Source organism: Streptomyces sp. NPDC006655, from assembly GCF_040703965.1.
GTDB lineage: Bacteria > Actinomycetota > Actinomycetes > Streptomycetales > Streptomycetaceae > Streptomyces.
In genome coordinates, this window is record NZ_JBEYJU010000008.1 from 110,733 (window position 1) to 132,294 (window position 21,562).

The 21,562-nt window shown below is 73.8% G+C and carries 19 protein-coding genes; 9 read left to right on the plus strand and 10 right to left on the minus strand.

Annotated features, from left to right (window positions below; all coding sequences use genetic code 11):
* Positions 1-133 precede the first annotated feature (133 nt).
* Entirely contained in the window at positions 134-1,711 is a 1,578-nt protein-coding gene (locus AB0958_RS07120; RefSeq protein ID WP_366889295.1) for an IucA/IucC family protein, read from the minus strand.
* 411 nt (positions 1,712-2,122) lie between these two features.
* On the opposite strand from AB0958_RS07120, the gene AB0958_RS07125 reads away from it, so the two are divergent.
* The 3 genes from AB0958_RS07125 (at position 2,123) to AB0958_RS07135 (ending at position 4,545) form a co-directional block, all read left to right on the plus strand.
* Entirely contained in the window at positions 2,123-2,842 is a 720-nt protein-coding gene (locus tag AB0958_RS07125) for a response regulator transcription factor (protein WP_366889296.1), read from the plus strand.
* Positions 2,839-4,293, plus strand: coding sequence for a HAMP domain-containing sensor histidine kinase (locus AB0958_RS07130; protein ID WP_366889298.1), 1,455 nt, complete (start codon positions 2,839-2,841; stop codon positions 4,291-4,293). Before AB0958_RS07125 ends, AB0958_RS07130 begins: the two co-directional genes overlap by 4 nt.
* A gap of 72 nt (positions 4,294-4,365) precedes the next feature.
* Positions 4,366-4,545 (plus strand): hypothetical protein, encoded by a 180-nt coding sequence (locus AB0958_RS07135; protein WP_366889299.1) that lies wholly within the window; start codon positions 4,366-4,368, stop codon positions 4,543-4,545.
* Between the two features lie 13 nt (positions 4,546-4,558).
* On the opposite strand, the gene AB0958_RS07140 is transcribed toward AB0958_RS07135, so the two are convergent.
* Both AB0958_RS07140 and AB0958_RS07145 read right to left on the minus strand, forming a co-directional pair.
* Positions 4,559-5,077 (minus strand): DUF2231 domain-containing protein, encoded by a 519-nt coding sequence (locus AB0958_RS07140; RefSeq protein WP_366889300.1) that lies wholly within the window; start codon positions 5,075-5,077, stop codon positions 4,559-4,561.
* 84 nt (positions 5,078-5,161) lie between these two features.
* Positions 5,162-5,782, minus strand: a complete 621-nt coding sequence (locus AB0958_RS07145; protein ID WP_366889342.1) for a CBS domain-containing protein — start codon at positions 5,780-5,782, stop codon at positions 5,162-5,164.
* A gap of 178 nt (positions 5,783-5,960) precedes the next feature.
* Here AB0958_RS07145 and AB0958_RS07150 point away from each other — a divergent pair, with 178 nt between their 5' ends.
* Both AB0958_RS07150 and AB0958_RS07155 read left to right on the plus strand, forming a co-directional pair.
* Complete coding sequence (locus AB0958_RS07150; protein WP_366889301.1) at positions 5,961-7,022, plus strand: nitroreductase; 1,062 nt, start codon at positions 5,961-5,963, stop codon at positions 7,020-7,022.
* A complete protein-coding gene (locus AB0958_RS07155) occupies positions 6,991-7,398 on the plus strand; it encodes a CBS domain-containing protein (protein WP_366889302.1) in 408 nt (135 codons plus the stop codon). Before AB0958_RS07150 ends, AB0958_RS07155 begins: the two co-directional genes overlap by 32 nt.
* Positions 7,399-7,464: 66 nt before the next feature.
* Here AB0958_RS07155 and AB0958_RS07160 read toward each other — a convergent pair whose 3' ends face one another.
* Together AB0958_RS07160 and AB0958_RS07165 are read right to left on the minus strand one after the other, a co-directional pair.
* Positions 7,465-9,969 carry a glycosyl hydrolase family 65 protein gene (locus AB0958_RS07160; protein ID WP_366889303.1) on the minus strand — a complete coding sequence of 835 codons (2,505 nt, stop codon included), beginning with the start codon at positions 9,967-9,969 and terminating at the stop codon, positions 7,465-7,467.
* A gap of 39 nt (positions 9,970-10,008) precedes the next feature.
* Complete coding sequence (locus AB0958_RS07165) at positions 10,009-10,860, minus strand: universal stress protein (protein WP_366889304.1); 852 nt, start codon at positions 10,858-10,860, stop codon at positions 10,009-10,011.
* A gap of 194 nt (positions 10,861-11,054) precedes the next feature.
* Between AB0958_RS07165 and AB0958_RS07170 the strand changes: the two genes are divergently transcribed.
* The 4 genes from AB0958_RS07170 to AB0958_RS07185 all read left to right on the plus strand — a co-directional run bounded on the left by AB0958_RS07170 (position 11,055) and on the right by AB0958_RS07185 (position 15,318).
* A complete protein-coding gene (locus AB0958_RS07170) occupies positions 11,055-11,720 on the plus strand; it encodes a CBS domain-containing protein (protein ID WP_366889305.1) in 666 nt (221 codons plus the stop codon).
* Between the two features lie 12 nt (positions 11,721-11,732).
* On the plus strand, positions 11,733-12,425 hold the full coding sequence (locus AB0958_RS07175; protein ID WP_366889306.1) for a CBS domain-containing protein: 693 nt from the start codon (positions 11,733-11,735) through the stop codon (positions 12,423-12,425).
* Between the two features lie 79 nt (positions 12,426-12,504).
* A complete protein-coding gene (locus tag AB0958_RS07180; protein ID WP_366889307.1) occupies positions 12,505-13,206 on the plus strand; it encodes a response regulator transcription factor in 702 nt (233 codons plus the stop codon).
* A gap of 150 nt (positions 13,207-13,356) precedes the next feature.
* Positions 13,357-15,318 carry a PAS domain S-box protein gene (locus tag AB0958_RS07185; RefSeq protein ID WP_366889308.1) on the plus strand — a complete coding sequence of 654 codons (1,962 nt, stop codon included), beginning with the start codon at positions 13,357-13,359 and terminating at the stop codon, positions 15,316-15,318.
* A gap of 29 nt (positions 15,319-15,347) precedes the next feature.
* Here the strand turns inward: AB0958_RS07185 and AB0958_RS07190 are convergent, their stop codons facing one another.
* The 5 genes from AB0958_RS07190 to iolC are packed head-to-tail and all read right to left on the minus strand — an operon-like array spanning position 15,348 to position 21,453.
* Positions 15,348-16,850, minus strand: coding sequence for a CoA-acylating methylmalonate-semialdehyde dehydrogenase (locus AB0958_RS07190; protein WP_366889309.1), 1,503 nt, complete (start codon positions 16,848-16,850; stop codon positions 15,348-15,350).
* A 29-nt stretch (positions 16,851-16,879) separates the two neighbouring features.
* Positions 16,880-18,757: a 3D-(3,5/4)-trihydroxycyclohexane-1,2-dione acylhydrolase (decyclizing) gene (gene iolD / locus AB0958_RS07195; RefSeq protein ID WP_366889310.1), complete on the minus strand. Its 1,878-nt coding sequence runs from the start codon at positions 18,755-18,757 to the stop codon at positions 16,880-16,882.
* On the minus strand, positions 18,754-19,641 hold the full coding sequence (gene iolB, locus AB0958_RS07200) for a 5-deoxy-glucuronate isomerase (protein WP_366889311.1): 888 nt from the start codon (positions 19,639-19,641) through the stop codon (positions 18,754-18,756). Before iolB ends, iolD begins: the two co-directional genes overlap by 4 nt.
* Complete coding sequence (locus AB0958_RS07205; RefSeq protein ID WP_366889312.1) at positions 19,638-20,510, minus strand: aldolase; 873 nt, start codon at positions 20,508-20,510, stop codon at positions 19,638-19,640. The genes iolB and AB0958_RS07205 overlap by 4 nt, the downstream gene beginning before the upstream one ends.
* Positions 20,500-21,453, minus strand: a complete 954-nt coding sequence (gene iolC / locus AB0958_RS07210; RefSeq protein WP_366889343.1) for a 5-dehydro-2-deoxygluconokinase — start codon at positions 21,451-21,453, stop codon at positions 20,500-20,502. The genes AB0958_RS07205 and iolC overlap by 11 nt, the downstream gene beginning before the upstream one ends.
* Positions 21,454-21,562: the final 109 nt, after the last annotated feature.

A 21,562-nucleotide genomic window follows, 5' to 3' on the forward strand; every position in this document is an offset into this window, starting at 1 on the left:
CGGTCGGTGCCGGGGGCGGTGCCGGTGGTGGTGCGGTCGGTGTGAGGGGCGGGGGCGGTGGTGGCACGGTCGGTGCCGGGGGCGGTGCCGGTGGTCATGTGGTCGCTCCTGGGGGAAGGCGGTCGGTCGGAGGTCAACGGCACAGCGCCAGGGGGTTGGGGACGGACGTCCATTGCGCGGCGCCCGGGTTGGCGGACAGGCGCATGGCGACGGTCGCCTTCAGCGGCATCGTGTCCCCGAAGAACGCCGCCGCGTCCTCCTGGTCCGGCAGGTCGGCGAAGACACGGCGGCCGGCCTCGGCGACCGTGCCCCACAGCGTCCGCGGCTCGGCCGCCCGGGTCCGGCCGAGGACGTCGACCAGCTCGCTGAAGACGCCGCTCACCAGGCCCCCGAAGAGCTTGGTGCGCAGCGCGCCGATGTCGTCGCCGGCGCGGCTGCCGAGCAGCGGAGGCAGCGTGAAACCGCACCGGGCAAGGCGGCGCGGGCTGACCCGGACGCCGTCCAGGTCCCGGTACAGCACCCGCACCGGCCGTCCGTCCCGCAGGACGACCAGGGTGTTCTGGCCGTGTGCCTCGAGGGCCACCCCCATGGACAGCAGCGTCAGGGCCGGCGGCAGGACGAGACCGGCGAGGTCCGCCAGCCAGCGCACCGGGTCCCCCGCCACCACGGCGGCCCCGGTCGCGTGCACGGCCGTGAGCGGCACGGCGATCTCACCGGCGTCGAGATGGCACTCGGTCGATTCGCGGATCATGGCCGTCAGGCTCGCGGAGGGCCGCCCGTCCACGCGCACCGAGCCGCCGCCCAGCTCCCGCAGGACGCGCAGGACGCCGCCGTGTCCGGCCTTGTCGATGACGGCCGCGACCAGCTCGGACAGCGGGGGGCCGTCGGCGACCTCGGCCGCGGAGATGGTGCGCCGGTAGTTGGTGACCTGGACGTCGAGCGCGGTCTTGACGTGGCAGCCGGGCAGGGCGCCGCCCAGCGGGGCGAGGGTACGCAGCGACAGCAGCGGGCGGGCCGGGACCGTCTCCTCGACGACCACCAGGTCGCGGTGGTGCCGGAGCACGTGGTCGCGCTGCCAGGGGTGCACCGGCAGCAGGTGGGCGTCGCCGTCGCGCAGGGTCGCCGGCCAGTCGCCGGCGCCCTGCCACCGGTCGGCCGGGACCCGGAGCAGCGCCAGCCGGACGACCGGGTGGTGTTCGGGCGCGTAGGCGAGCACGTCGGTGACGGACATGCCGGTGCGAGTCCGGCAGCAGGGGTGCTGCGGGTGGCCGTCGACGACCGCCTGCTCGGCATCCGCCGAGTCGGCCGGAGCGGCCTTCCGGCCCGCGTTCGCGGCTCTGGCGAGGGCCAGGTTGACGACGCTGTTGTCGAGTTCGGCCGCCAGCCGCTGCGCCGCGGTGGTACGCAGTCCCAGCTGTGCCAGCAGCCGGGCCGGATCGCCGATCGGTCCCTCCGGCCCCGACACGGCGAAGTCGGGCGGTACGTCGGCGAACGGCCGCGCGTCCGCCTCGGCCGCCGAGAGCGAACCGCCCCGCCGCAGGTGCACGACCAGGGATCCGGACGCACGGCGACGCGTGGTCACACCGGGCAGCGGTTCTCGTGCGAACGCGCCCCACAGACGGGCAAGCACGGTGGCGCGTGCTCCCGGGAGCGCGGTCGTGAAGGGCTCCACCAGGTCCGGGCGGACGCGGCGCAGTTCGTCGATGGGCATGCGGTGTCCCTGGTTCTCGCGGTGGCGGGTGGTCCGGTGGTGCTCCGGTGGCACCGACCGCCCGGCCGACGCTACGGGAAGACGATCAAGGGAACTGCCAGAGCGAAGACAGCGAGAGGGGGCGCGGACACCTCCGAAACAGCGTTTCTGCCGGCGCGGTTCGGCCGGACCGGACACGGACGACACCGGGGCCCCCGGGCCGGCCCTGGATCGGCATCCGGGCCTCACCTGGGAGACCGCGGGCCGGGCGTCCGAGGTCTTAACCCTCGGCTTACGCCACGCTGGCCGGATCCTTGATGTCGTCAGGAAACCGCGCCCCACCGAATGAGCCGGTCGTGGAAGATCACTGACTCGGGGGAGCTTGCGGCGTTTGCGCCACGCGCCGGGGCCGGCGTCTGTGAGCCTTTCGGCATGCGTGTCTTGCTGATCGAGGACGACGAGCGGGTGGCCGGGCCGCTGACGGAGGGGCTGCGCCGGTTCGGGTTCACCGTGGACCACGCCAGAACGGGGGCCGAGGGCCTCGCCGCGCCGGAGGCGGCCATGGTGCTGCTGGACCTGGGGCTGCCCGACATGGACGGCATCGACGTCTGCCGGGCGCTGCGGTCCCGCTCGGCCGTGCCGATCATCATGATCACGGCCAGGGACGACGAGGTGGACCGGGTGCTCGGGCTCGAACTGGGCGCGGACGACTACGTCTCCAAGCCGTTCGGTGTCCGGGAGCTCGTCGCCCGGATCCGTGCCGTCACCCGCCGTGCCCGCCCGGCCCTCGCCGACCCCCCGGGTGGCTCGGCGCAGGGCGCCGACGGCCCTGATCGTCCCGGGACGCCCGGCGTCCAGCGGATCGGCCCGTTGACCATCGACTGCCGCACCCGGCAGGTACGCCTGCACCGGTCGTCCATCGCCCTCGCCCCCAAGGAGTTCGACCTGCTCGCCTGCCTGGCGGAGGACCCCGGCGCCGTCTGCTCCCGCCGGCAGATCCTCGACACGGTCTGGGAACCGAACTTCTTCGGCCCCACCAAGACCCTGGACGTCCACATCGCCGCGCTGCGCCGAAAACTCGGCGACGCGTCCTGGATCGAGAACATCCGCGGAATCGGCTTCCGCCTCGTCCCCCCGGCAGAGATCCGGTGACCCGTCGCCTCCTGCTCAGCCACCTGGGCCTGATACTGCTCGTCCTGCTCACGCTCGAAGTGCCCTTCGGCGTCTTCTACGCCCGCAGCGAGCTGGCCCGCTTCTCCCGGACGGCGGAGCAGGGGGCGATGACGCTCGCCGAGGTGTGCGAGGACAAGATGGAGCACGGGCTGACGGCCGACCTGCCCGACCTCGCCCGCGCGTACGGGCGGCGGACCGGCGCCACCGTGCTCGTCGCCGACCGCCGGGGCGTCGTGCTCACCGACACCGCTGCCCACGCCCCGGTCGGCACGGACCTGTCCGCCGAGCCGGACATCTCCACGGCGCTGCGCGATCGCCCCGCCGTCGGCACGCGCCGGGCCCCGTCCGCGGACGGTGGACTCCTCTTCGTCACCGTGCCGGGCGGCTCCGCCCCCACCGTCGCCTGTGTGGTGCGAACGGTGTACGCGCTGGGCCCGGTCAAGGCCAGGGTGCGCACCACCTGGCTGGTCCTGGCCGCCGTCGGTCTCGGAGTCCTCGCGGCGGCCTCGCTGATCGGGTTCGCTCTCGCGCGTTCGATCACCCGCCCCGTGCAGGCCCTGGAACGCGCCACCGCGCAGCTCGCCGAAGGCCGGATCACCGATCCGCCGGCCACCGGCCACGGGCCGCCGGAACTGCGCCGGCTCACCGCGTCGTTCACCCGGACCGCGACCCGGCTCCAGCACCTGCTCCAGGCGCAGCAGGCGTTCGCCTCCGACGTGTCACACCAGCTGAAGACCCCCCTGACCTCGCTGCGCCTGCGTCTGGAGAACTTCGAGCCGCACCTCGCCCCGTGCGCCCAGGACAGTCTCGACCATGCGCTCGGCGAGCTGGAGCGGCTCAGCCGCATGGTGCAGGGGCTGCTGGCACTGGCACGGCTGGAGAACACGGAGATCCGGGCAGAAGCCGCCGACCTGAACGCCGTCGTCTCCGGCCGCGCGGACATCTGGACGGCCTTCGCCGACGAACAGCAGGTCGACATCCGCGTGACCGGAGGAACGTCCGTGCCGGTGCTGGCGGTCCCCGGCGCACTGGAACAGATCATCGACAACCTGCTCTCCAACGCGCTCCGCGTGTCCGCACCGGGAACCGCCGTCACCCTGGCCGTCGTCGCCGCCCCCGCGCGGGGCGCCCGTACCCCGGCCATGACCGAGCTGCACGTGATCGACCAGGGTCCCGGCATGACCGAGGCCGAACGGCACCGGGCCTTCGACCGCTTCTGGCGTGCTCCCCACGCCGACCACGACGGGACCGGCCTCGGCCTGCCCCTGGTACGGCACCTCACCCGCGCGGGAGGGGGCGAGGTCACCCTGGAGGCGGCCCCCGGCGGTGGTCTCGACGCCGTGGTCCGCCTCCGGCACGCCGAAGGCCACGGCCAGTGCGCCGTACCGGTCGCGCACGCCGGGCATCCCGACCCGAGGCCCTGCCACTGACCGGCCTCGCGACCGGTCGAGGATCTCCGTCACCCGGCCGCCAGAAGGCCGCGACGGTCGGCAGGTGTGGGTGTGCGGCAGTTCGTCCGGGCCGACTACGCGGGGGCGCCCGGGGTACGGGAGCAGCCGTGGCTGCGGATGGACGGGCGCCGTGTCTTCCGCTGGGCCATGGAGGGGGTGGGCCCGGCGGCGGGGGTCGCGCCGGCCGAGCTGGACGTGTCCGCCTCCGTGCTGAGCTGTCCCCGCCGCTGAGGGCAGGGACCGGTCATCGTTCCGTGCCGCCGTTCGAGGCGGACTGGGAGAAGCTGTCGTGCCACGCCGCCTTCGCGCCCGAGTCGCCGATGCGGTAGACGTCCACCACGGCGCCCGCCGCCACCGCCAGCGAGAGGACCACCGCCGCCACCCGCAGCGGCGTGCCGGACCAGACGGAGCCGCCCGCGGAATCCGGGCCCGCCGCCGCGGCCGACGACCGGCCGGCCCACCAGACCAGGGCCGCCAGCACGAACAGGCCCAGGGCCCAGGGAAGCAGCCCGTCCCCGAGGTCGGCGTGCCGGCGCACCAGGGCGTCGTCGGTGACATGGCGCTCCAGCCATTCACCGGCCTGCGTGGTGAGCGGCACCCCGACCAGCGTGACCAGCGCGAGCAGCGGCAGCACCACGCCCATGCGCCGGGCCGCCCGCGGCGAGACCGCCGCGACCACGAGCGCCAGCGCGGTCAGGGGGACGAGGACCACGACGAGGTGCACGAGCAGGACGTGGGCGGGCAGGCCGTTTATCAGGGTCATGAATCAGGTCCTTGGGGGAGGAGTCACTGGGATACCGGGGTGCTCAGGCGCGCCAGCGTTGCACAGGAACCTCTCAGTCACCTCTCAAGGGCGCCGTCGTCCGGTCAGGGCGCAGTGGACGTCGACGACTCCGGGTACGGACCGGGCCAGCAGGGTGGCCAGCGGGACGAGCACGGTGTCCTCGACGCGTCCGGTGATCGTGACGACCCCGTCGCACACCTCGACGGCCACGGGTGCCGGGAAGGTGCCGAAGAGATGGCCGACCACCTGCCGGCGTACCTCAGCGGCGATGTCCTCGTCGTCACGCAGGAAGACCTTCAGCAGGTCGGAGCGGCTGACGATGCCCACGAGCGCCCCGTCGTGACCGACGACCGGCAGCCGCTTCACCCCGCGGCGGGCCATCAGCCGGGCGGCGTGGGCGAGGGACGCCCCGGGCGGCACGGTGACGGCCGGGGCGGTCATCAGCTCACCGGCGGTCACGGCATCCGCCTTGCGGGCGTCGGCCAGGTGCCGCAGGTGCTCCCGGGGGTTCTCCGCGCCCTCGCGGTACACCTCCTTGGGCAGCAGGTCCGCCTCCGACACGACACCGGCGACGTGCCCGTCGCCGTCCAGCACGGGAAGGGCGCTGACGCGCCACTCCCCCATGGTCTTCACGATGTCCTTGAAGGTCGCGCCCGTGCGCAGGGCGACGACGGTGCGGGTCATCACGTCGTTCACGGTCGGAGCGGTCGGCTCGGTCGGAGTTGCGTCCACGTCCTCAGCCTGCGCCGGCGGGACCGGGCACGGCTTGGGCCGAGTGGCCCCTCGCGGGGTTCGTGCGGCCCATGCCCGCCCCGGTGGTGACCGGTCACGCTGGGAGCGGGGCCCGGCGAAGGGAGTCATCGTGACCGCTCAGCACGTGGACGCGAACACGCTGACCGCACTCGTGGCCGACGCCACCACGGCGCCGTCGCTGCACAACGCACAGCCGTGGCGCTTCCGTTACCTGGCCGCCGACGCCGTCCTGCGCCTGTACGCCGATCCCTCGCGCGCGCTGCCGCACACCGACCCGGACGCCCGCGGCCTGCACATGGGGTGCGGTGCCGCGCTGTTCAACCTGCGGGTGGCCGCCTGCGCGGCCGGGTGGGCCCCGGTGGTACGGCCGCTGCCGGATCCGGCGGACCGTACGCTGCTCGCCGAGGTGACCCTGGACGCCACCGCACCAGCCGACCGGGCCCTCGCCGCTCTGTATCCGGCGCTCCCCCGGCGCCACTCCAGCCGTCGCCCCTTCAGCGAGCGGCCGATACCGGCCGGGCTGCGGGAGCGGCTGTGCGAGGCGGCGGACGCCGAGGGTGCGCAGCTGGTCTTCCCCGGCACCTGGCACGTGCAGGAGCTGCTGGAACTGGTGCAAGACGCCGAGGGCCGGGAAGCGGTCGACCCCGACCTGCGCGCCGAGACGGCCCACTGGGTCCGGTCCGGCCCGGCGGGCGGCTCCCCCACGTCGGACGGCATCCCCGTCGAGGCGCTCGGCCCCAGCCGGTACGGTCCCGCGACCGCGGTGCGTGACTTCGCCGCCGGGCACGCCGTGCCGGGGCGCGGCTGGGCGGTGTTCGAGCGGAATCCGCACCTCGCGCTGCTGGGCACCGGCCGGGACGGGCCGGCGGACTGGCTGCGCGCGGGGCAGGCGCTGGAGCGGGTCCTGCTCACGGCCACGGACGGCGGGCTGGTCGCCTCCATGGTGTCCCAGACCCTGGAGTGGCCCGAGCTGCGGCGGGTGACCCGCGACCCGGGTTCCGGCATGGCTCATGTGCAGATGGTGATCCGGCTCGGCTACGGCCCCCTCGGCCACCCCAGCCCCCGGCGTCCGGTGGCCGAGGTGCTCGACGTCGTGCCGTCCCGCCCCCGGGAGGTGGCGTATGAAGGTGTCCGAGGTGATGACCGCCCCGCCGGTGACGGTGGCCCCTGACGTGGGACTGGCCGAGGCGGCCCGGCGGATGGCGGCGGCCTCCGTCGGATCGGTGCTGGTCGTCGACGACGAGGGGGTGCTGGTGGGTATCGTCACCGACCGCGACGTCGCGCTGCGCGGGCTGGGCGGCGGCCTCGACGGAGACGCGGGGGTGGAGGCGGTCATGTCGGCCCGGGTGGTCACCGTCGACGCGGGCGACGACCTCCGGGCCGCCTACCGTGCCTTCCGCCGCACCGGGGTGCGTCGGCTGCCGGTCCTGGAGCTGGGCCGGGTGGTGGGCGTGCTGACCGTCGACGACCTGTTCCTCGACGTGTTCCGCGGACTGGCCGACCTGCTGGGGCCGGTCGCCCGGACCGTCCTCCAGGAACCGCCCTGAACCGGCATCCCAGGTGTGCGGGGCTCAGTCGGGGGCGGGGCCGGGAGCGGTCGGACCGTGCGGGGCTCAGTCGGGGGCGGGGCCGGGAGCGGTCGGACCGTGCGGGGGACGGTCGGCGGGGGGGCCGGGAGCGGTCGGACCGTGCGGGGGACGGTCGGCGGGGGGGCCGGGAGCGGTCGGACCGTGCGGGGGACGGTCGGCGGGGGGCGGGAGGACGAGTACGCAGGTCTCACCCGGTTCGACGCACACCGTGCGGTCCGGCAGCCGGACGTCGATCGGCGACTCGTCGGACGACGGCACGGCCACCTCCAGACGCCCGCGCCGCAGCCGGAGCTCCACGCCCCAATGCCCCCGGTAGCGCAGGGACATGCCGTACGACGACAGTTCCGGCAGCGGCACCGGGTCGACCCAGAGCGCTCCCTCCCGGGTCTCCAGCCCCGTCAGCCCGCGCTGGACGAGGTCGAGGGTGCCCGCCATGGCGCCCAGGTGGATGCCCTCGCCGGTGGTGCCGCCCTGGACGTCGGCGATGTCGCCGCGCAGCGCCTCCTGGACGAACGCCCAGGCGTCGGCGCGCCGGTCGCGGGCCAGGACCCAGCCGTGCACCAGACCGCTGAGGGTCGAGCCGTGGCTGGTGCGGCACAGGTAGTGGTCGACCGTGCGGGTCCAGGTCTCCTCGTCGAGTTCGTGACCCAGCCGGGCGAACAGGGACCGGAGTTCGGCGGGCGAGAAGAGGTAGCCGAGCATCAGGACGTCGGCCTGTTTGGAGGCCTTGTAGCGGTTGACGGTGTCGCCCTCGGCCTCCAGGAGGCGGTCCAGCCGGCGGATGTCGCCGTACCGTTCGCGGTAGCCGTCCCAGTCGAGTTCGGCGAGATCGCCGTAACCCTCGAACTGGCTGACGACACCGTCGTGGAAGGGCACGTGGAGGGTGCGTGACACCTCCTGCCACCGGTGCAGCTCGGCGTCGTCCAGGCCGGTGCGCGCGGTGAGTTCGCGGCGGCGGGGTCCGGGCAGGGTGTCCAGCAGTTCCAGGGTGCGGGTGAGGACCCAGGCGGCGGTGACGTTGGTGTACGCGTTGTCGTCGAGGCCGGGCCGGCTGGCGCCGGGGTAGGCGTCGTGGTACTCGTCGGGGCCGACCACACCGCGGATGCGGTGCCGTCCGAGCTGGTCGTCCCAGGTGGCCGAGTCCGCCCAGAACCGGGCGATCTCCAGGAGCATCTCGGCGCCCTTGGTGTGCCGGAACTCCGTGTCGCCACTCGCCTCGCAGTACCGCCACACGTTGTAGGCCACCGCCGAGCCGACGTGCCGCTGGAGGTGCGAGTGGTCCGGCAGCCAGCGTCCCGACCGCGGGTTGAGGTGCAGTGCCTGGGACTCCTCGCGTCCGTCGGTGGCGCTCTGCCAGGGGTACATCGCGCCGCGCCGGCCGATCGCGCGGGCGGCGGCGCGGGCGCGTTCCAGGCGCCGGTACCGGTAGTGGAGCAGGGCGCGGGAGACCTCGGGGAAGTGCAGGTCGAGGAAGGGCAGGACGAACAGTTCGTCCCAGAAGACATGACCGCGGTAGGCCTCGCCGTGCAGGCCCCTGGCCGGGACGCCGACGTCCAGGTCGGCGGTGTGCGGGGAGAGCGTCTGCAGCACGTGGAAGAGGTGCAGCCGCAGGATCTCGCCGGCCCTGCCGGGGACGTCCAGGGCGGTCCGGCGCCACAGCTGGTCCCAGGCCCGCCGGTGGGTCCGCAGCAGCGCGTCGAATCCGGGCGCGGCGCCCACCCGGTCGACGGCGGCCGCCACGGGGTCGGCGATCGCGGGGTCGCGGGAGGTGTGCACGGCGACGGTCTTGTCCACGGTGCGGGTACGGCCGGGCGACAGCGGCAGCCGCAGCCGTTGTACGGCTCCGCGGGGGCCGTCGCCCGCCGCGACCGGGGCGGCCGGGCCGAGGCGGGCGGCCATGCCGATCCGGATGTCCGAGGTGCGGGTACGGCAGCGCAGCCACACCGTGTCCGGGGCGGCGGCACCGGTGCGCACGCGGGTCAGGTGACGGCCGTCCAGCTCCCGGTAGCGGGCCACCCCGGCGTTGCGGACGTCCGCGTCGAGCGCCGCCTCCACCTCCAGTTCGCCGGTGACGCCCTCGGCGGTGAACTCGGTGCGCAGCGCGGCGAGATGCGGGTCCCCCATGTGCACCAGCCGCCGCTGGCGCACGTCCAGCACCCGCCCGGCGCCGAGCCCGTAGCGGGTCCGCCGCTCCAGTACCCCGTCGGTCAGGTGCAGGACCTGCCGGTGCTCCAGCACCGGCGCGGTCTCCGGGGTGAGCCAGTCCCCGCCCGGCACCCGGAACCGCAGCGGCAGCCAGTTCGGGAGGTTCACCAGGTCCTCGTTGTCGACCCGGCGCCCGGCGACCTGGGAGGTGAGCCGGTCGTAGCAGCCGGCCACGTAGGTGCCGGGGTAGTGCACGTCGTCCGCCGCGCACTCCGGCAGGGCGCCCCGGGTGGCGAAGTAGCCGTTTCCGAGCGTGCACAGCGACTCCCTGAGCCGCTCGTCGGCGGGTGCGTAACCGTCGTACTCCCAGTGCTCCCACCTCACCTCGGTGCTCCCCTCGGCTCCCCTCGCCACCGGCGGCGCTCACACGCCGTGCGGTACGACGGCCACCGGGCAGTCCGCCTGGTGCAGCAGGGTGTGGACCACCCGGCCGAACTGGAGGCCGTGGTGGCCGTGCCGGCGGTGGGCGCCCAGGACGACGAGGTCGGCGGCGGCCGAGCGGTGGACCAGGATCCGGTGGGCCGGGCCCTCGACCGTCACGGTGCGTACCCGCACGTCCGGGTACGCGGCCGCCGGTTCGCGCAGCAGCGCGTCGAGCAGCGCCGAGGCCCGCGCCTCGGCCTCCCGGGCGGGTGCCTCGGCGGTGCCGGGCCGGCGCCAGGCGCGGACCACGTCCAGGACGCAACCGCGCACCGCCGCCTCACGGAAGGCGAAGCGCGCGGCCGCGGCGCCGGAGGCCGGGTCGGCGGCGCCGAGCAGGATCCGCTCGTGGGTGCCCGCCAGGCCGGCTGCGTCCCCGCGGACCACGGTCACCGGGCAGTGTGCCCGGCCCGCGACCGCCAGGCCGACGGAGCCGAGGAGAAGTCCCGTCAGCTCGCCCCGGCCCCGCGACCCGGTGACGACCAGGGAGGCGTTGTTGCCCTCGTGCAGCAGGGCGTCCACCGCGTCCTCCGGGAGGATGTCGGTGGTGACCTTCACGTCCGGGGCGCGCCGGGCCGCGCGGTCCGCAGCCGAGGCGACGATGTGCTCGGCCAGCACGCGTTCGGACGGGCGCTCGGTGCCCACCTCGGGGAGGCCGCCCTCGTAGCGCTCCCACAGGGACCCGTACACCAGCCGCAGCGGCACGTCGTGGCGGGCGGCCTCGTCCGCCGCCCAGTCGACCGCCTGCAGGCTGCCGTCGGACCCGTCGACGCCCACGACCAGGGGAAGCGTCATCGCCGTCATCGTCCCCACCGCCGTTCCTCGGACTGCCACCTCGCGCGGCAGATGGATCCCCTCTCACCATCGCACCGGCGGCCGGCCGGCAGGAGGGGCCACCCGGCCCCCTCGCCCGCCCCGCTCAGCCCTGGTGCCCGGGCCGGACCGGGCCCACGCTGGGAGGAGATCCGAGGAGCTCCGAGGAGGCAACCATGCACGGCAGCCCGCACACCGTCGGCGACGTGATGACCCGCGGTGCCGTCGCCGTCGGCCGTGACGCCCCGTTCAAGGACGTCGTCTCGTCGATGGACCAGTGGCAGGTCAGCGCCCTGCCCGTGCTGGAGGGCGACGGCAGGGTGATCGGCGTCGTGTCCGAGGCCGATCTGCTGTTCAAGGAGGAGTTCCGGGACAGCGATCCGGACCGGTTCGTGCAGCGGGAGCGGCTCGCCGACCTGGCCAAGGCCGGCGGGGTGACCGCCGGTGAGCTGATGAGCGCGCCCGCGGTGACCGTGCACGCCGACGCCACCCTGGCCGAGGCCGCGCGCATCATGGCCCGGCGCGGCGTCAAGCGGCTGCCCGTGGTGGACGGTGTGGGCCTGCTCTCGGGCATCGTCAGCCGGGCCGACCTGCTCAAGGTCTTCCTGCGGGACGACGAGGAACTCACCGAGGAGGTGCGCCAGGAGGTCGTCGAACCGCTGTTCCCCCTCTCCGCCGACCACATCCGGGTCGAGGTCAGCGAAGGAGTCGTCACCCTCTCCGGCTGGACCGACGGGACGGATCTGGCCCCGGTCGCCGAACGCCTGGCACGCGCCGTGGAGGGCGTGGTCGACGTGCGCTGCCTGCTCTCCCCCGTCTCCGTCCGGAACGACAACGGCTGAGGAGTGAGCCCCATGCACGGCACGCCGCACATCGTCAGCGACGTCATGACGACGACCGTCGTCAGCGTCGGACGCGACGCCTCCTTCAAGGAACTCGTCCAGCTGATGCGGGACTGGCGGGTCAGCGCCCTGCCCGTGGTCGAGGGCGAGGGCCGGGTCGTCGGCGTCGTCTCCGAGGCGGACCTGCTGCCCGTGGAGGAGCTCCGGGACGGCGACCCCGACCGGAGTGGCCGGCCGCGCCGCGTCCACGCCCCGGCCGGGGCCGCGACGGCGGGCGAGCTGATGACGTCGCCCGCGCTCACCGTTCCCGCGAACGCGACGCTCGCGCAGGCCGCGCGCGTCATGGCACGGGCGAAGGTGAAGCGGCTGCCGGTGACCGACGGTCTGGGCGTCCTCCAGGGCGTGGTGAGCCGCGCCGATCTGCTGAAGGTCTTCCTGCGCGACGACGAGGAGATCGCCGAGGAGGTCCGCCGCGAGATCGTGTCGTACCTCTTCCCCGCCCCCGACTCGGTGCTGCGTGTGCACGTCCACGACGGGGTCGTGACGCTCGCGGGCCGGATCCGGGACACCTCCCTGGTGCCCGTGGGGGCCCGCCTGGTCAGGGCCGTCGAGGGCGTCGTGGACGTGGAGTTCGACCTGTCCCCGGGGCCGGTGCCCGCTGCGCCGGACGGCCGGGAACGCACGAGTGGGGCCGGACGGCCCTAGTGCGTCCCGCCGCGCGGCGCGATGATCCTCCTGGGCAGCCCGCGGCCCGCCGGGCGGCCGCCGAGGACGAGAGGTCGTCATGACGGAGTCACGCACCTTCACGGAACAGGATCCGATCCGGGTGTTCCTGCTGGACGACCACGAGGTCGTCCGGCGTGGCATCACCGACCTCCTCGACGCGGAGCCCGACATCTCGGTCGTCGGCGACGCCGGTACGGTCCAGCACGCCCTCGCCCGCGGCCCGGCGCTGCGTCCGCACGTGGCCGTCCTCGACGTCCGCCTGCCCGACGGCGACGGCATCACGGTCTGCCGGGAACTGCGCGACCAGATGCCCGGCCTGGCCTGCCTGATGCTGACGTCGTTCGACGACGAGGAGGCCCTGCTCGACGCGATCATGGCCGGGGCGTCCGGCTACGTCCTCAAGCAGATCAAGGGCTCCGACCTGGTCTCCGCGGTCCGCACGGTCGCCTCCGGCCAGTCGATGCTGGACCCCGCGACCACGGCCCGCCTGATGCGCTCCCTGCGCGCCGACCCCGCCGACACGCCCTCCGTGCCCGCCGAACTGGCGAGTCTGTCGCCCCGCGAGCGCGACATCCTCGCCCTGATCGGCGACGGCCTCACCAACCGCGAGATCGGCAGGAAGCTCTACCTCTCCGAGAAGACCGTCAAGAACCACATCTCCCGTCTGCTCGCCAAGCTGGGCGTGCAGCGCCGGGTGCAGGCCGCGGTCCTCGCCTCCCACCTGGAGCAGCCGGCGACCGGCGGCCACCCGGCCAGGTGACACAGCGCCCGTCCCGCGCACAAGACGGCCAACAGTGCGCCGTACCAGACAGGTTCGGCCGGTCACGGCCAGTAAACGACTTCTCCCCGCCCGAGCGCGTCGCACGCGCTGAGATGACCGCAGTAACCGGCGGGAAGGGGTGGGGCGGACATGGCCGGCTCCCTCGAGGACGAACGGGCGCGTGTGAGGGTCACGACGGAGGCCGAGCGCTGCGGGTGCGGCCGTGCCACTGCACCCGGGCAGGGGACCGGAGCCGCGGAGGAACGCTTCCGCGGTCTGCTGGAGGCCGCGCCGGACGCGATGGTCATCGTCGACGGCACGGGCCTCATCAAGCTCGTCAACGCCCAGACCGAGGCGCTCTTCGGCTACCGGCGCGAGGAACTCCTCGAACGTCCGGTCGAGTTGCTGATACCGACCCGCTTCCACAGCCAGCACACCCGGCACCGGGGCGGCTACTCGGCCAACCGCCAGGTCCGGCCGATGGGCGCCGGCCTGGAGCTGCACGGGCTGCGCAAGGACGGCACCGAGTTCCCGGTGGAGATCAGCCTCAGCCCGATGGAGACGGAGGACGGGCTGCTGGTGTCCGCCGCCGTGCGCGACGTCAGCGACCGCAAGGCGGCCGAGGCCCGGATCAACGAGCTGGCCGCCCTCGTGGAGTCCTCCCAGGACGCGATCCTCGCCAAGACCCTCGACGGGTACATCACGTACTGGAACGCGGCGGCGCAGGACCTCTACGGCTACACCGCCGAGGAGGCCATCGGACGGCACGTGTCCATGCTCGCCCCGCCCGAGCTGCGGGGGGACATCCGCGCCCTGCTGGCCCGGCTGCGCAAGGGTGAGAAGGTCGAGCACTTCGAGACGCTGCGCGTGACCCGTTCGGGCAGGCTGCTCGACGTGGACGTCACCCTGTGGCCGACGCGGGACACCCGGGGCCGGGTCGTCGGCGCCTGTGCCATCGTGCGGGACATCAGCGACCGCAAGCGCGCCGAGGCCGAACTGACCGCCCTGTACGAGCAGCAGCGGCACATCGCCCTCACGTTGCAGCGCAGCCTGATGGGCACGCCGCCGGCCCTGCCCGGCCTGGCCACCGCCAGCCGCTACCGGCCCGCCACCCAGGGCGCCGGGGTGGGCGGCGACTGGTTCGACCTGATACCGCTGGGTGCCGACCGGGTGGGCGTGCTGATCGGGGACGTCATGGGCCGCGGGCTGGAGGCCGCCGCCGTCATGGGCCAGTTGCGCTCGGCGGCGCACGCGCTGGCCAAGACCGGGATGGAGCCCCGGCTGCTGATGCAGGCCCTGGACTCCTGCGTGGCCGACCTGGACGTCCCCGACCAGCTCGTCACCTGCTGCTATCTGGTCATCGCCCCCGACTCCGGGACCGTCACCGTGTGTTCGGCCGGCCATCTGCCGACGCTCGTCGCGGGCGCCGCCGACGGCGCGGTCGGCATCCTCGACTCGCCCGTCAACGCCCCGCTGGGGGTGGGCGGCATCCTCTACGAGCAGTCCTGCTCGGCCGTCCCGCCCGGGGCGACCCTCGTCCTGTACACCGACGGGCTGATCGAGACCCCGGGCAGTGACATCGAGGTCCGGGTCGCCGAACTCACCGTCGTCCTGGAGAAGTTCTTCGCCGACTCGCCGAGCCTGGAGACCGCCGCCGACCATGTGCTGACGAGTCTGCTGCCCGACGCGGAGAGCCACAACGACGACGTCACCCTGCTGCTGGCGCAGCTGCCGGCCGGGCCGCTGGCCGTTCTGAGCACCGATCTGGCGGCCTGCCCGTCCTCGGTGCCGGCGGGGCGGGCGTTCCTGCACCGGGCGCTCACCGCCTGGGACTGCGTCGCGGGCGCGGACGACGCGCTGCTGCTGCTGTCGGAGACCCTCACCAACGCCGTCCAGCACGGCGAGGGCCCGATCGGCCTGCGTCTGCACCGCACCGCCACCGACCTCACCGTCGAGATCAGCGACCGCAGCCCGCAGCTGCCCCGGCCGCGCCTGGCCGCCGAGGACGAGGAGTCCGGCCGGGGCCTGCTCCTCGTCCGTACGCTCGCCGACAGCTGGGGGGTGCGGCCCACGGACGAGGGGAAGACCACCTGGTTCACCCTGCGGCTGTGAGACGCCGGAGGAGGGACCCGGTTCAGCTGTCAGCTGGACGTCGGGAAGTTGAACCCGGCGGTGTCCTGGTGCCTCGGTTCCGGCCAGCGGCTCGTGACGACCTTGGGCCGGGTGTAGAAGCGGACGCCCTCGGGGCCGTGGATCGGGGAGTCGCCGATGAGGGAGTCCTTCCAGCCGCCGAAGGAGTAGTACGACATCGGGACCGGGACCGGCACGTTGATGCCGATCATGCCGACCTTGATCTTCCGCTGGAAGCGGCGGGCGGCCTCTCCGGAGCCGGTGAACAGCGCGGTCCCGTTGCCGTACGGGTTGGCGTTGACCAGGTCGATGGCCTGGTCGAGGGAGTCGGCGCGGACGACCGCGAGGACCGGGCCGAAGAGTTCCTCCTGGTAGGCGTCCATCTCGGTGGTGACGTGGTCCAGGAGGGAGGGGCCGGTGAAGAAGCCGTCGGCGTACGCGGGATCGTCGAGCTTCAGCCCGCGGCCGTCCACGACGACGGTGGCGCCCTGCGCCGCGGCGACCCCGACCGCGTTCTCGACGCGCTCCTGGGCCGCCTTGGTGACCAGCGGGCCCATCTCGGTGCCGGGCGCGTCGCCGGGGCCGACCCGCACCTCGTTCGCCTTGCGGGTGAGGATCTCCACCAGCCGGTCGGCCGCGTCACCGACGGCGACGGCCACCGACACCGCCATGCAGCGCTCACCGGCGGAGCCGTAGGCGCCGGCCGTGATGTGGTCGGCGGCGAACTCCAGGTCGGCGTCGGGCAGTACGACGGCGTGGTTCTTGGCACCGCCGAGGGCCTGCACCCGCTTGCCGTGCGAGGTGGCCTGCGCGTGCACGTACTGGGCGATCGGGGTGGAGCCGACGAAGGAGACGGCCTCGATGCCGGGGTGGGCGAGGATCGCGTCCACCGCGTCCTTGCCGCCGTGCACGACGTTGAAGACGCCGTCGGGCAGGCCGGCCTGCTGGTACAGCCGGGCGACGAAGGTGGCGGCGGAGGGGTCGCGCTCGGAGGGCTTGAGGATGAACGTGTTGCCGGTGGCGATGGCGACCGGGTGCATCCACAGCGGCACCATCGCCGGGAAGTTGAACGGCGTGATGCCCGCGACGACACCCAGCGGCTGACGGAAGTCGTGCACGTCCACGCCACGGGAGACCTGGTCGGAGTACGAGCCCTTCAGCACGTCACCGAGACCGCAGACGTATTCGACGACCTCACGGCCGCGGGTGATCTCGCCGCGGGCGTCGTCGACGGTCTTGCCGTGCTCGGCGGAGATGATCCGGGCCAGTTCCTCCTCGTGCTCGACGAGCAGCTGGCGGAAGGTGAACATCACCTGGACGCGCTGGGAGAGGGAGGAGTCCTGCCAGGTCTCGAACGCGGTGGCGGCGGCCCGGACGGCGGCGTCGACGTCGGCGCGGCCGCCGAGGACGACCTGGGCCTGCTCGGCGCCGGTCGCCGGGTTGAACACGGGCTGGGTGGCCGTGGCGGCGCCCTGGGTGAGGGCGCCGTCGATCCAGTGCTGGATGGTGGTCACGGTGCGGGTTTCCTTTGCGGGGGCGGGAGTTACAGGTAGTGCCGCTGGGCGCGCTTGTGGTCCAGGTAGGTGGCGTGGGCGGCTCGGGTGGAGTCGAGGGCGGAGGTCTGGCCGACCGGGACGTCCCACCAGGCGTGGCCGGGCGGGTTGGGCCCGTACAGGTCGGTCTCCACGTGCACGACGGTGGTGCGGGTGGCGGCCTTCGCCTTCTCCATCGCGGAGCGGAACTCCTCGACGGAGCCGGCGTGCAGGACGTCCGCGCCCAGGGAGGCGGCGTTCGCGGCGAGGTCGACGGGGAGCACCTCGCCGTCGAGCCGGCCGGAACCTGGGTCGCGGTAGCGGTACTTGGTGCCGAAGCGCTGGGAGCCGAGGGACTCGGAGAGGGCGCCGATGGACGCGAAACCGTGGTTCTGGACGAGGACGACGATGACCTTCAGGCCTTCGGAGACCATGGTGACGATCTCCTGGGCCATCATCAGGTAGGAGCCGTCACCGACCAGGACGACGACCTCCCGCGAGGGGTCGGCCATCTTGGCCCCGACGCCCGCGGCGACCTCGTATCCCATGCAGGAGTACGCGTACTCGACGTGGTAGGCCTTCGGGTCCCGGGCGCGCCACAGCTGCTGCAGGTCACCCGGCATGGAGCCGGCCGCGTTGATGACCACCGCGCGGTCGTCCAGGACGTCGTTCAGCGCGCCGACGATCTCGGTCTGGGCGGGCAGCGGGCCGTGCCCGACGTGGAAGCAGGCGTCCTCGATCTCCCGGGTGCGGGCGACGAGTGCACGGGTACGACGCCGGTACTCCGGGGCGACCTCCCAGCCGTCCAGGGCTCCGGCCAGCGCCTGGATGCCGAGCCGGGCGTCCGCGACCAGCGGCTCGGCGGAGTGCTTGACGGCGTCCAGGCGGGCCACGTTGAGGTTGACGAACGCGACCTCCGGGTTGCCGAACACGGTGTGGCTGGCCGTGGTGAAGTCCGAGTACCGGGTGCCGATACCCAGCACGACGTCGGCCTCGCGGGCCAGCTCGTTGGCCGCGTACGAACCGGTGGAGCCGATGCCGCCGACCGCGCAGGGGTGGTCCCAGGCCACCGCGCCCTTGCCCGCGTGGGTGTCGGCGACCGGGATGCCGGTGGCCTCGGCGAACGCCCGCAGCGCGGTCTCGGCGCCGGAGTACACGGCGCCGCCGCCGGCGACGATCAGCGGCTTGCGCGCGCGCCGCAGCAGCCGGGCGGCGCGCTCGACCGCGGCGGGCTCCGGGACGGGGCGGCCCACGTGCCACACCCGGCGCCGGAAGAGGTCGACCGGCCAGTCGTACGCCTCGGCCTGCACGTCCTGGGGCAGCGCGAGGGTGACGGCACCGGTCTCGACCGGGTCGGTCAGCACGCGCATGGCCGCCAGCGCGGCCGGGATCAGCTGCTCGGGCCGGGAGACGCGGTCGAAGTACTTCGAGACCGCGCGAAAGGCGTCGTTGACGGTGACGTCGCCGCCGCGGGTGTCCTCCAGCTGCTGGAGGACCGGGTCGGCGGCGCGGGTGGCGAACATGTCGGAGGGCAGCAGCAGGACGGGCAGGCGGTTCGTCGTCGCCAGCGCGGCACCCGTGATCATGTTCGTGGACCCCGGACCGGTCGAGGCCGTGCAGGCGAAGGTGGCCAGCCGGTCCCGCATCTTGGCGTAGGCGACGGAGGCGTGGACCATGCCCTGTTCGTTGCGGGCGAGGTAGTAGGGCAGGTCGGCCTCGCCGGTGGTGGCGGCCTGGAGCAGCGCCTGCCCGATGCCGGCCACGTTGCCGTGGCCGAAGATGCCCCACACCCCGGGGATCAGACGCTGCTCCTGGCCGTCGCGCTCGCTGTACTGGGCGGCCAGGAAGCGGACCAGCGCCTGGGCGGTGGTCAGTCGTACGGTGTTCATCGGTCCTCTCCGAAGGGCAGCCGGTCGTCCACGTCCTGGGCGTCCCAGGTCCCGCGCACCCAGCCGTGGGCCGGGTCGTCGCAGATCAGCCAGGCGCGGTCCTGACCGGGGCCCGCCATGACGTTGAGGTAGTAGAGGTCGTAGCCGGGCGCGGCGACGGAGGGGCCGTGCCAGCCGTGCGGGATCAGCACCGTGTCACCGGAGCAGACCTCGGCGAGCACGTCGATCGGCCGGTCCGGGGTGCCGTACACCCTCTGGTAGCCGAAGCCGCTCTGGCCGGAGACCTCGAAGTAGTAGATCTCCTCCAGCTGCGACTCGACCGGGGTGCCGTCCGCGTCCGTGCGGGACTCGTCGTGCTTGTGCGGCGGGTACGAGGACCAGTTGCCGCCGGGTGTGAGCACCTCGCACACCAGCAGCTGCTCGGCGTCGAAGGTGCCCGGCAGGCAGTAGTTGTTGACCTGGCGTGAGCAGGCCCCGGCGCCGCGCAGTTCCACGGGGACGTCCTCCTTGCGCCCGTGGCGGGCCGGGTGACCTCCCCGCTCGGTGCGGGCGGAGGGCAGCGCGAACCGGCCACCGGACGCGCTGCTGATCACGGCCGCGGCCTGCCGGGGCAGGTAGGCGAAGTCGGTGGCCGAGTCGAACACGCCCGTCCGCCCGGCGAGTTCGAAGGTGCCGCCGTCCGTGGTGACGGTGCAGGAGCCCGCCAGCGGCAGCACCAGGAACTCCGAGTCCCGGGTGGACAGGGCGTGCGACTGGCCCGGCCCGAGGGTCAGGATCCGCAGGCCGGAGTATCCCCAGCCCGCCGACTCCGGCGTGACCAGGAGGTCGTAGGGGCCGTCGGCGGCGGTGCCGGCCGGCAGGTGGTACTTACCGCTGTCGCTCACAGCAGGCTCACCGCCTTGTCGACGGCGCCGGCCACGTCGCCGCCCGCCGGGTAGAGCAGGGAGCGGCCGACGACCAGGCCCTGTGCGGTCGGCTGCCGCAGCGCCCTCCCCCAGGAGGCGAACGCCGCCTCGGCGTCCCTCACTTCGCCGCCGAGCAGCAGCGCGGGCAGGGTGGAGGCGGCCAGGACGCGCTCCATGTCCTCGACCACGGGGAGTTTCAGCCAGGTGTAGGCCGTGCGCCGGCCCAGTCCCGAGGCGATGGTGACCGACGTGATCACGGCGTCGGTCGACAGGTCGTTGCGGATTCGCCCGTCCTGCCAACGGGAGATGAACGGCTCGACCATGGCGACGAGGTGCCGGTCGTTGAGCTCGTTGACCGCGCGGGCGGTGTTCTCCAGGACCGACGGGGTGGCCGGGTCGTCCAGCGCGATGCGGGTCAGGGTCTTGCCGCCGTCGAAGCCCATCGCGGCGATGGTCTCGGCGTCGTACCCGGTGAACCGGTCGTCGATCTCGAAGACGGAGCCGGCCAGCCCGGCACGGTTCATCGAACCGAAGACGGACTTGCCGTCGAGGACCCCGAGCAGGAGCAGGTCCTCCAGGATGTCCGCGGTGCCCAGGACGCCGGTGACGCCGGGGCGTTCCAGGGCGACGCACAGCCGGTCGAGGAGTTCGAAGCGGTCGGCCATGGCGTGGGGGTCGGCGCCCACACCGTTCGCGCCGCGGGCCGGGTGGTCGGCGGCGATGATCATCGCCTTGCCGTGCTCGCCCAGCAGCGAGGTCGCCTGCACCCGGCGGGCGGCGGCCGTCGCGACCGCACCGGGGTCGTTGACCCGGGCGTGCACGATCCGGTTCAGGTTCTCAGGCAGCACGGGTCACCTCGTCCAGTTCGGCCAGGACCTCGGCCTCGGTCGGCATCGCGTCGGAGCAGGACAGCCGGCCGGCCACGACGGCCCCGGCCGCGTTCGCGAAGGACACCGTGCGCCGGGTGTCCCAGCCGGACAGCAGCCCGTGGCAGAGCGCGCCGCCGAAGGCGTCACCGGCGCCCAGGCCGTTGACCACGTCCACCGGCACCGGCGGGATCTCGCTGGCCGTCCCGTCCCGGTCCACGGCCAGCACGCCCTTCGGGCCCTGCTTCACCACGGCCAGCTCGACGCCGGCGGCCAGCAGCGCCCGCGCGGCGGCGTACGGTTCCCGCTCACCGGTGGCGACCTCGCACTCGTCGATGTTGCCGACCGCGACGGTCGCGTGCCGGAGCGCCCGCCGGTAGTACGACCGCGCCTCGGCGGGGTCTTTCCAGAACATCGGCCGCCAGTCCAGGTCGAACACCGTCGTGCCCGCCTTCGCCCGGTGCTCCAGCGCCGCCAGCGTCGCCGCGCGGCTCGGCTCCTCGCTCAGCCCGGTCCCCGTCATCCAGAACACGGTGGCCTCGCGCACCGCCGCCAGGTCCAGCTCGTCCGGCCGGATGTCCAGGTCGGGAGCCTTCGGCAGGCGGTAGAAGTAGAGCGGGAAGTCGTCCGGCGGGAAGATCTCGCAGAACGTCACCGGGGTCGGCGCGATGTCCGACACCCCGACGAAGCGGGCGTCCACGCCGTAGCCGCCGAGGGCCGTGCGGACGAAGTCGCCGAACGGGTCCCGGCCGGTCTTCGTGATGACCGCCGCGGAACGGCCGTAGCGGGCCGCCGCCACCGCGACGTTCGTCGGGCTGCCGCCCAGGTACTTGCCGAACGAGGTGACCTCCGCCAGCCCCACCCCGGTCTGGAGCGGATACACGTCCACCCCCACGCGGCCCATGGTCAGCACTTCGAACGGCATCACGCAGGTTTCCCTTCACTCCGGAGCTGGCCTCTGCACGATGACCCATGTGCGAATGTCATGTCAATAGGTCAGAGCGGCGGACCGTGGCCGGGACGTGCGGGGCGTA

Bases quoted from the DNA above. Each gene is read 5' to 3' on its own strand.
- AB0958_RS07120 (WP_366889295.1), bottom strand. From the start codon at position 1,711: ATGCCCATCGACGAACTGCGCCGCGTCCGCCCGGACCTGGTGGAGCCC.
- AB0958_RS07125 (WP_366889296.1), top strand. From the start codon at position 2,123: ATGCGTGTCTTGCTGATCGAGGACGACGAGCGGGTGGCCGGGCCGCTG.
- AB0958_RS07140 (WP_366889300.1), bottom strand. From the start codon at position 5,077: ATGACCCTGATAAACGGCCTGCCCGCCCACGTCCTGCTCGTGCACCTC.
- AB0958_RS07145 (WP_366889342.1), bottom strand. From the start codon at position 5,782: ATGACCCGCACCGTCGTCGCCCTGCGCACGGGCGCGACCTTCAAGGAC.
- AB0958_RS07155 (WP_366889302.1), top strand. From the start codon at position 6,991: ATGACCGCCCCGCCGGTGACGGTGGCCCCTGACGTGGGACTGGCCGAG.
- AB0958_RS07165 (WP_366889304.1), bottom strand. From the start codon at position 10,860: ATGACGCTTCCCCTGGTCGTGGGCGTCGACGGGTCCGACGGCAGCCTG.
- AB0958_RS07170 (WP_366889305.1), top strand. From the start codon at position 11,055: ATGCACGGCAGCCCGCACACCGTCGGCGACGTGATGACCCGCGGTGCC.
- AB0958_RS07175 (WP_366889306.1), top strand. From the start codon at position 11,733: ATGCACGGCACGCCGCACATCGTCAGCGACGTCATGACGACGACCGTC.
- AB0958_RS07180 (WP_366889307.1), top strand. From the start codon at position 12,505: ATGACGGAGTCACGCACCTTCACGGAACAGGATCCGATCCGGGTGTTC.
- AB0958_RS07185 (WP_366889308.1), top strand. From the start codon at position 13,357: ATGGCCGGCTCCCTCGAGGACGAACGGGCGCGTGTGAGGGTCACGACG.
- iolD (WP_366889310.1), bottom strand. From the start codon at position 18,757: ATGAACACCGTACGACTGACCACCGCCCAGGCGCTGGTCCGCTTCCTG.
- iolC (WP_366889343.1), bottom strand. From the start codon at position 21,453: ATGCCGTTCGAAGTGCTGACCATGGGCCGCGTGGGGGTGGACGTGTAT.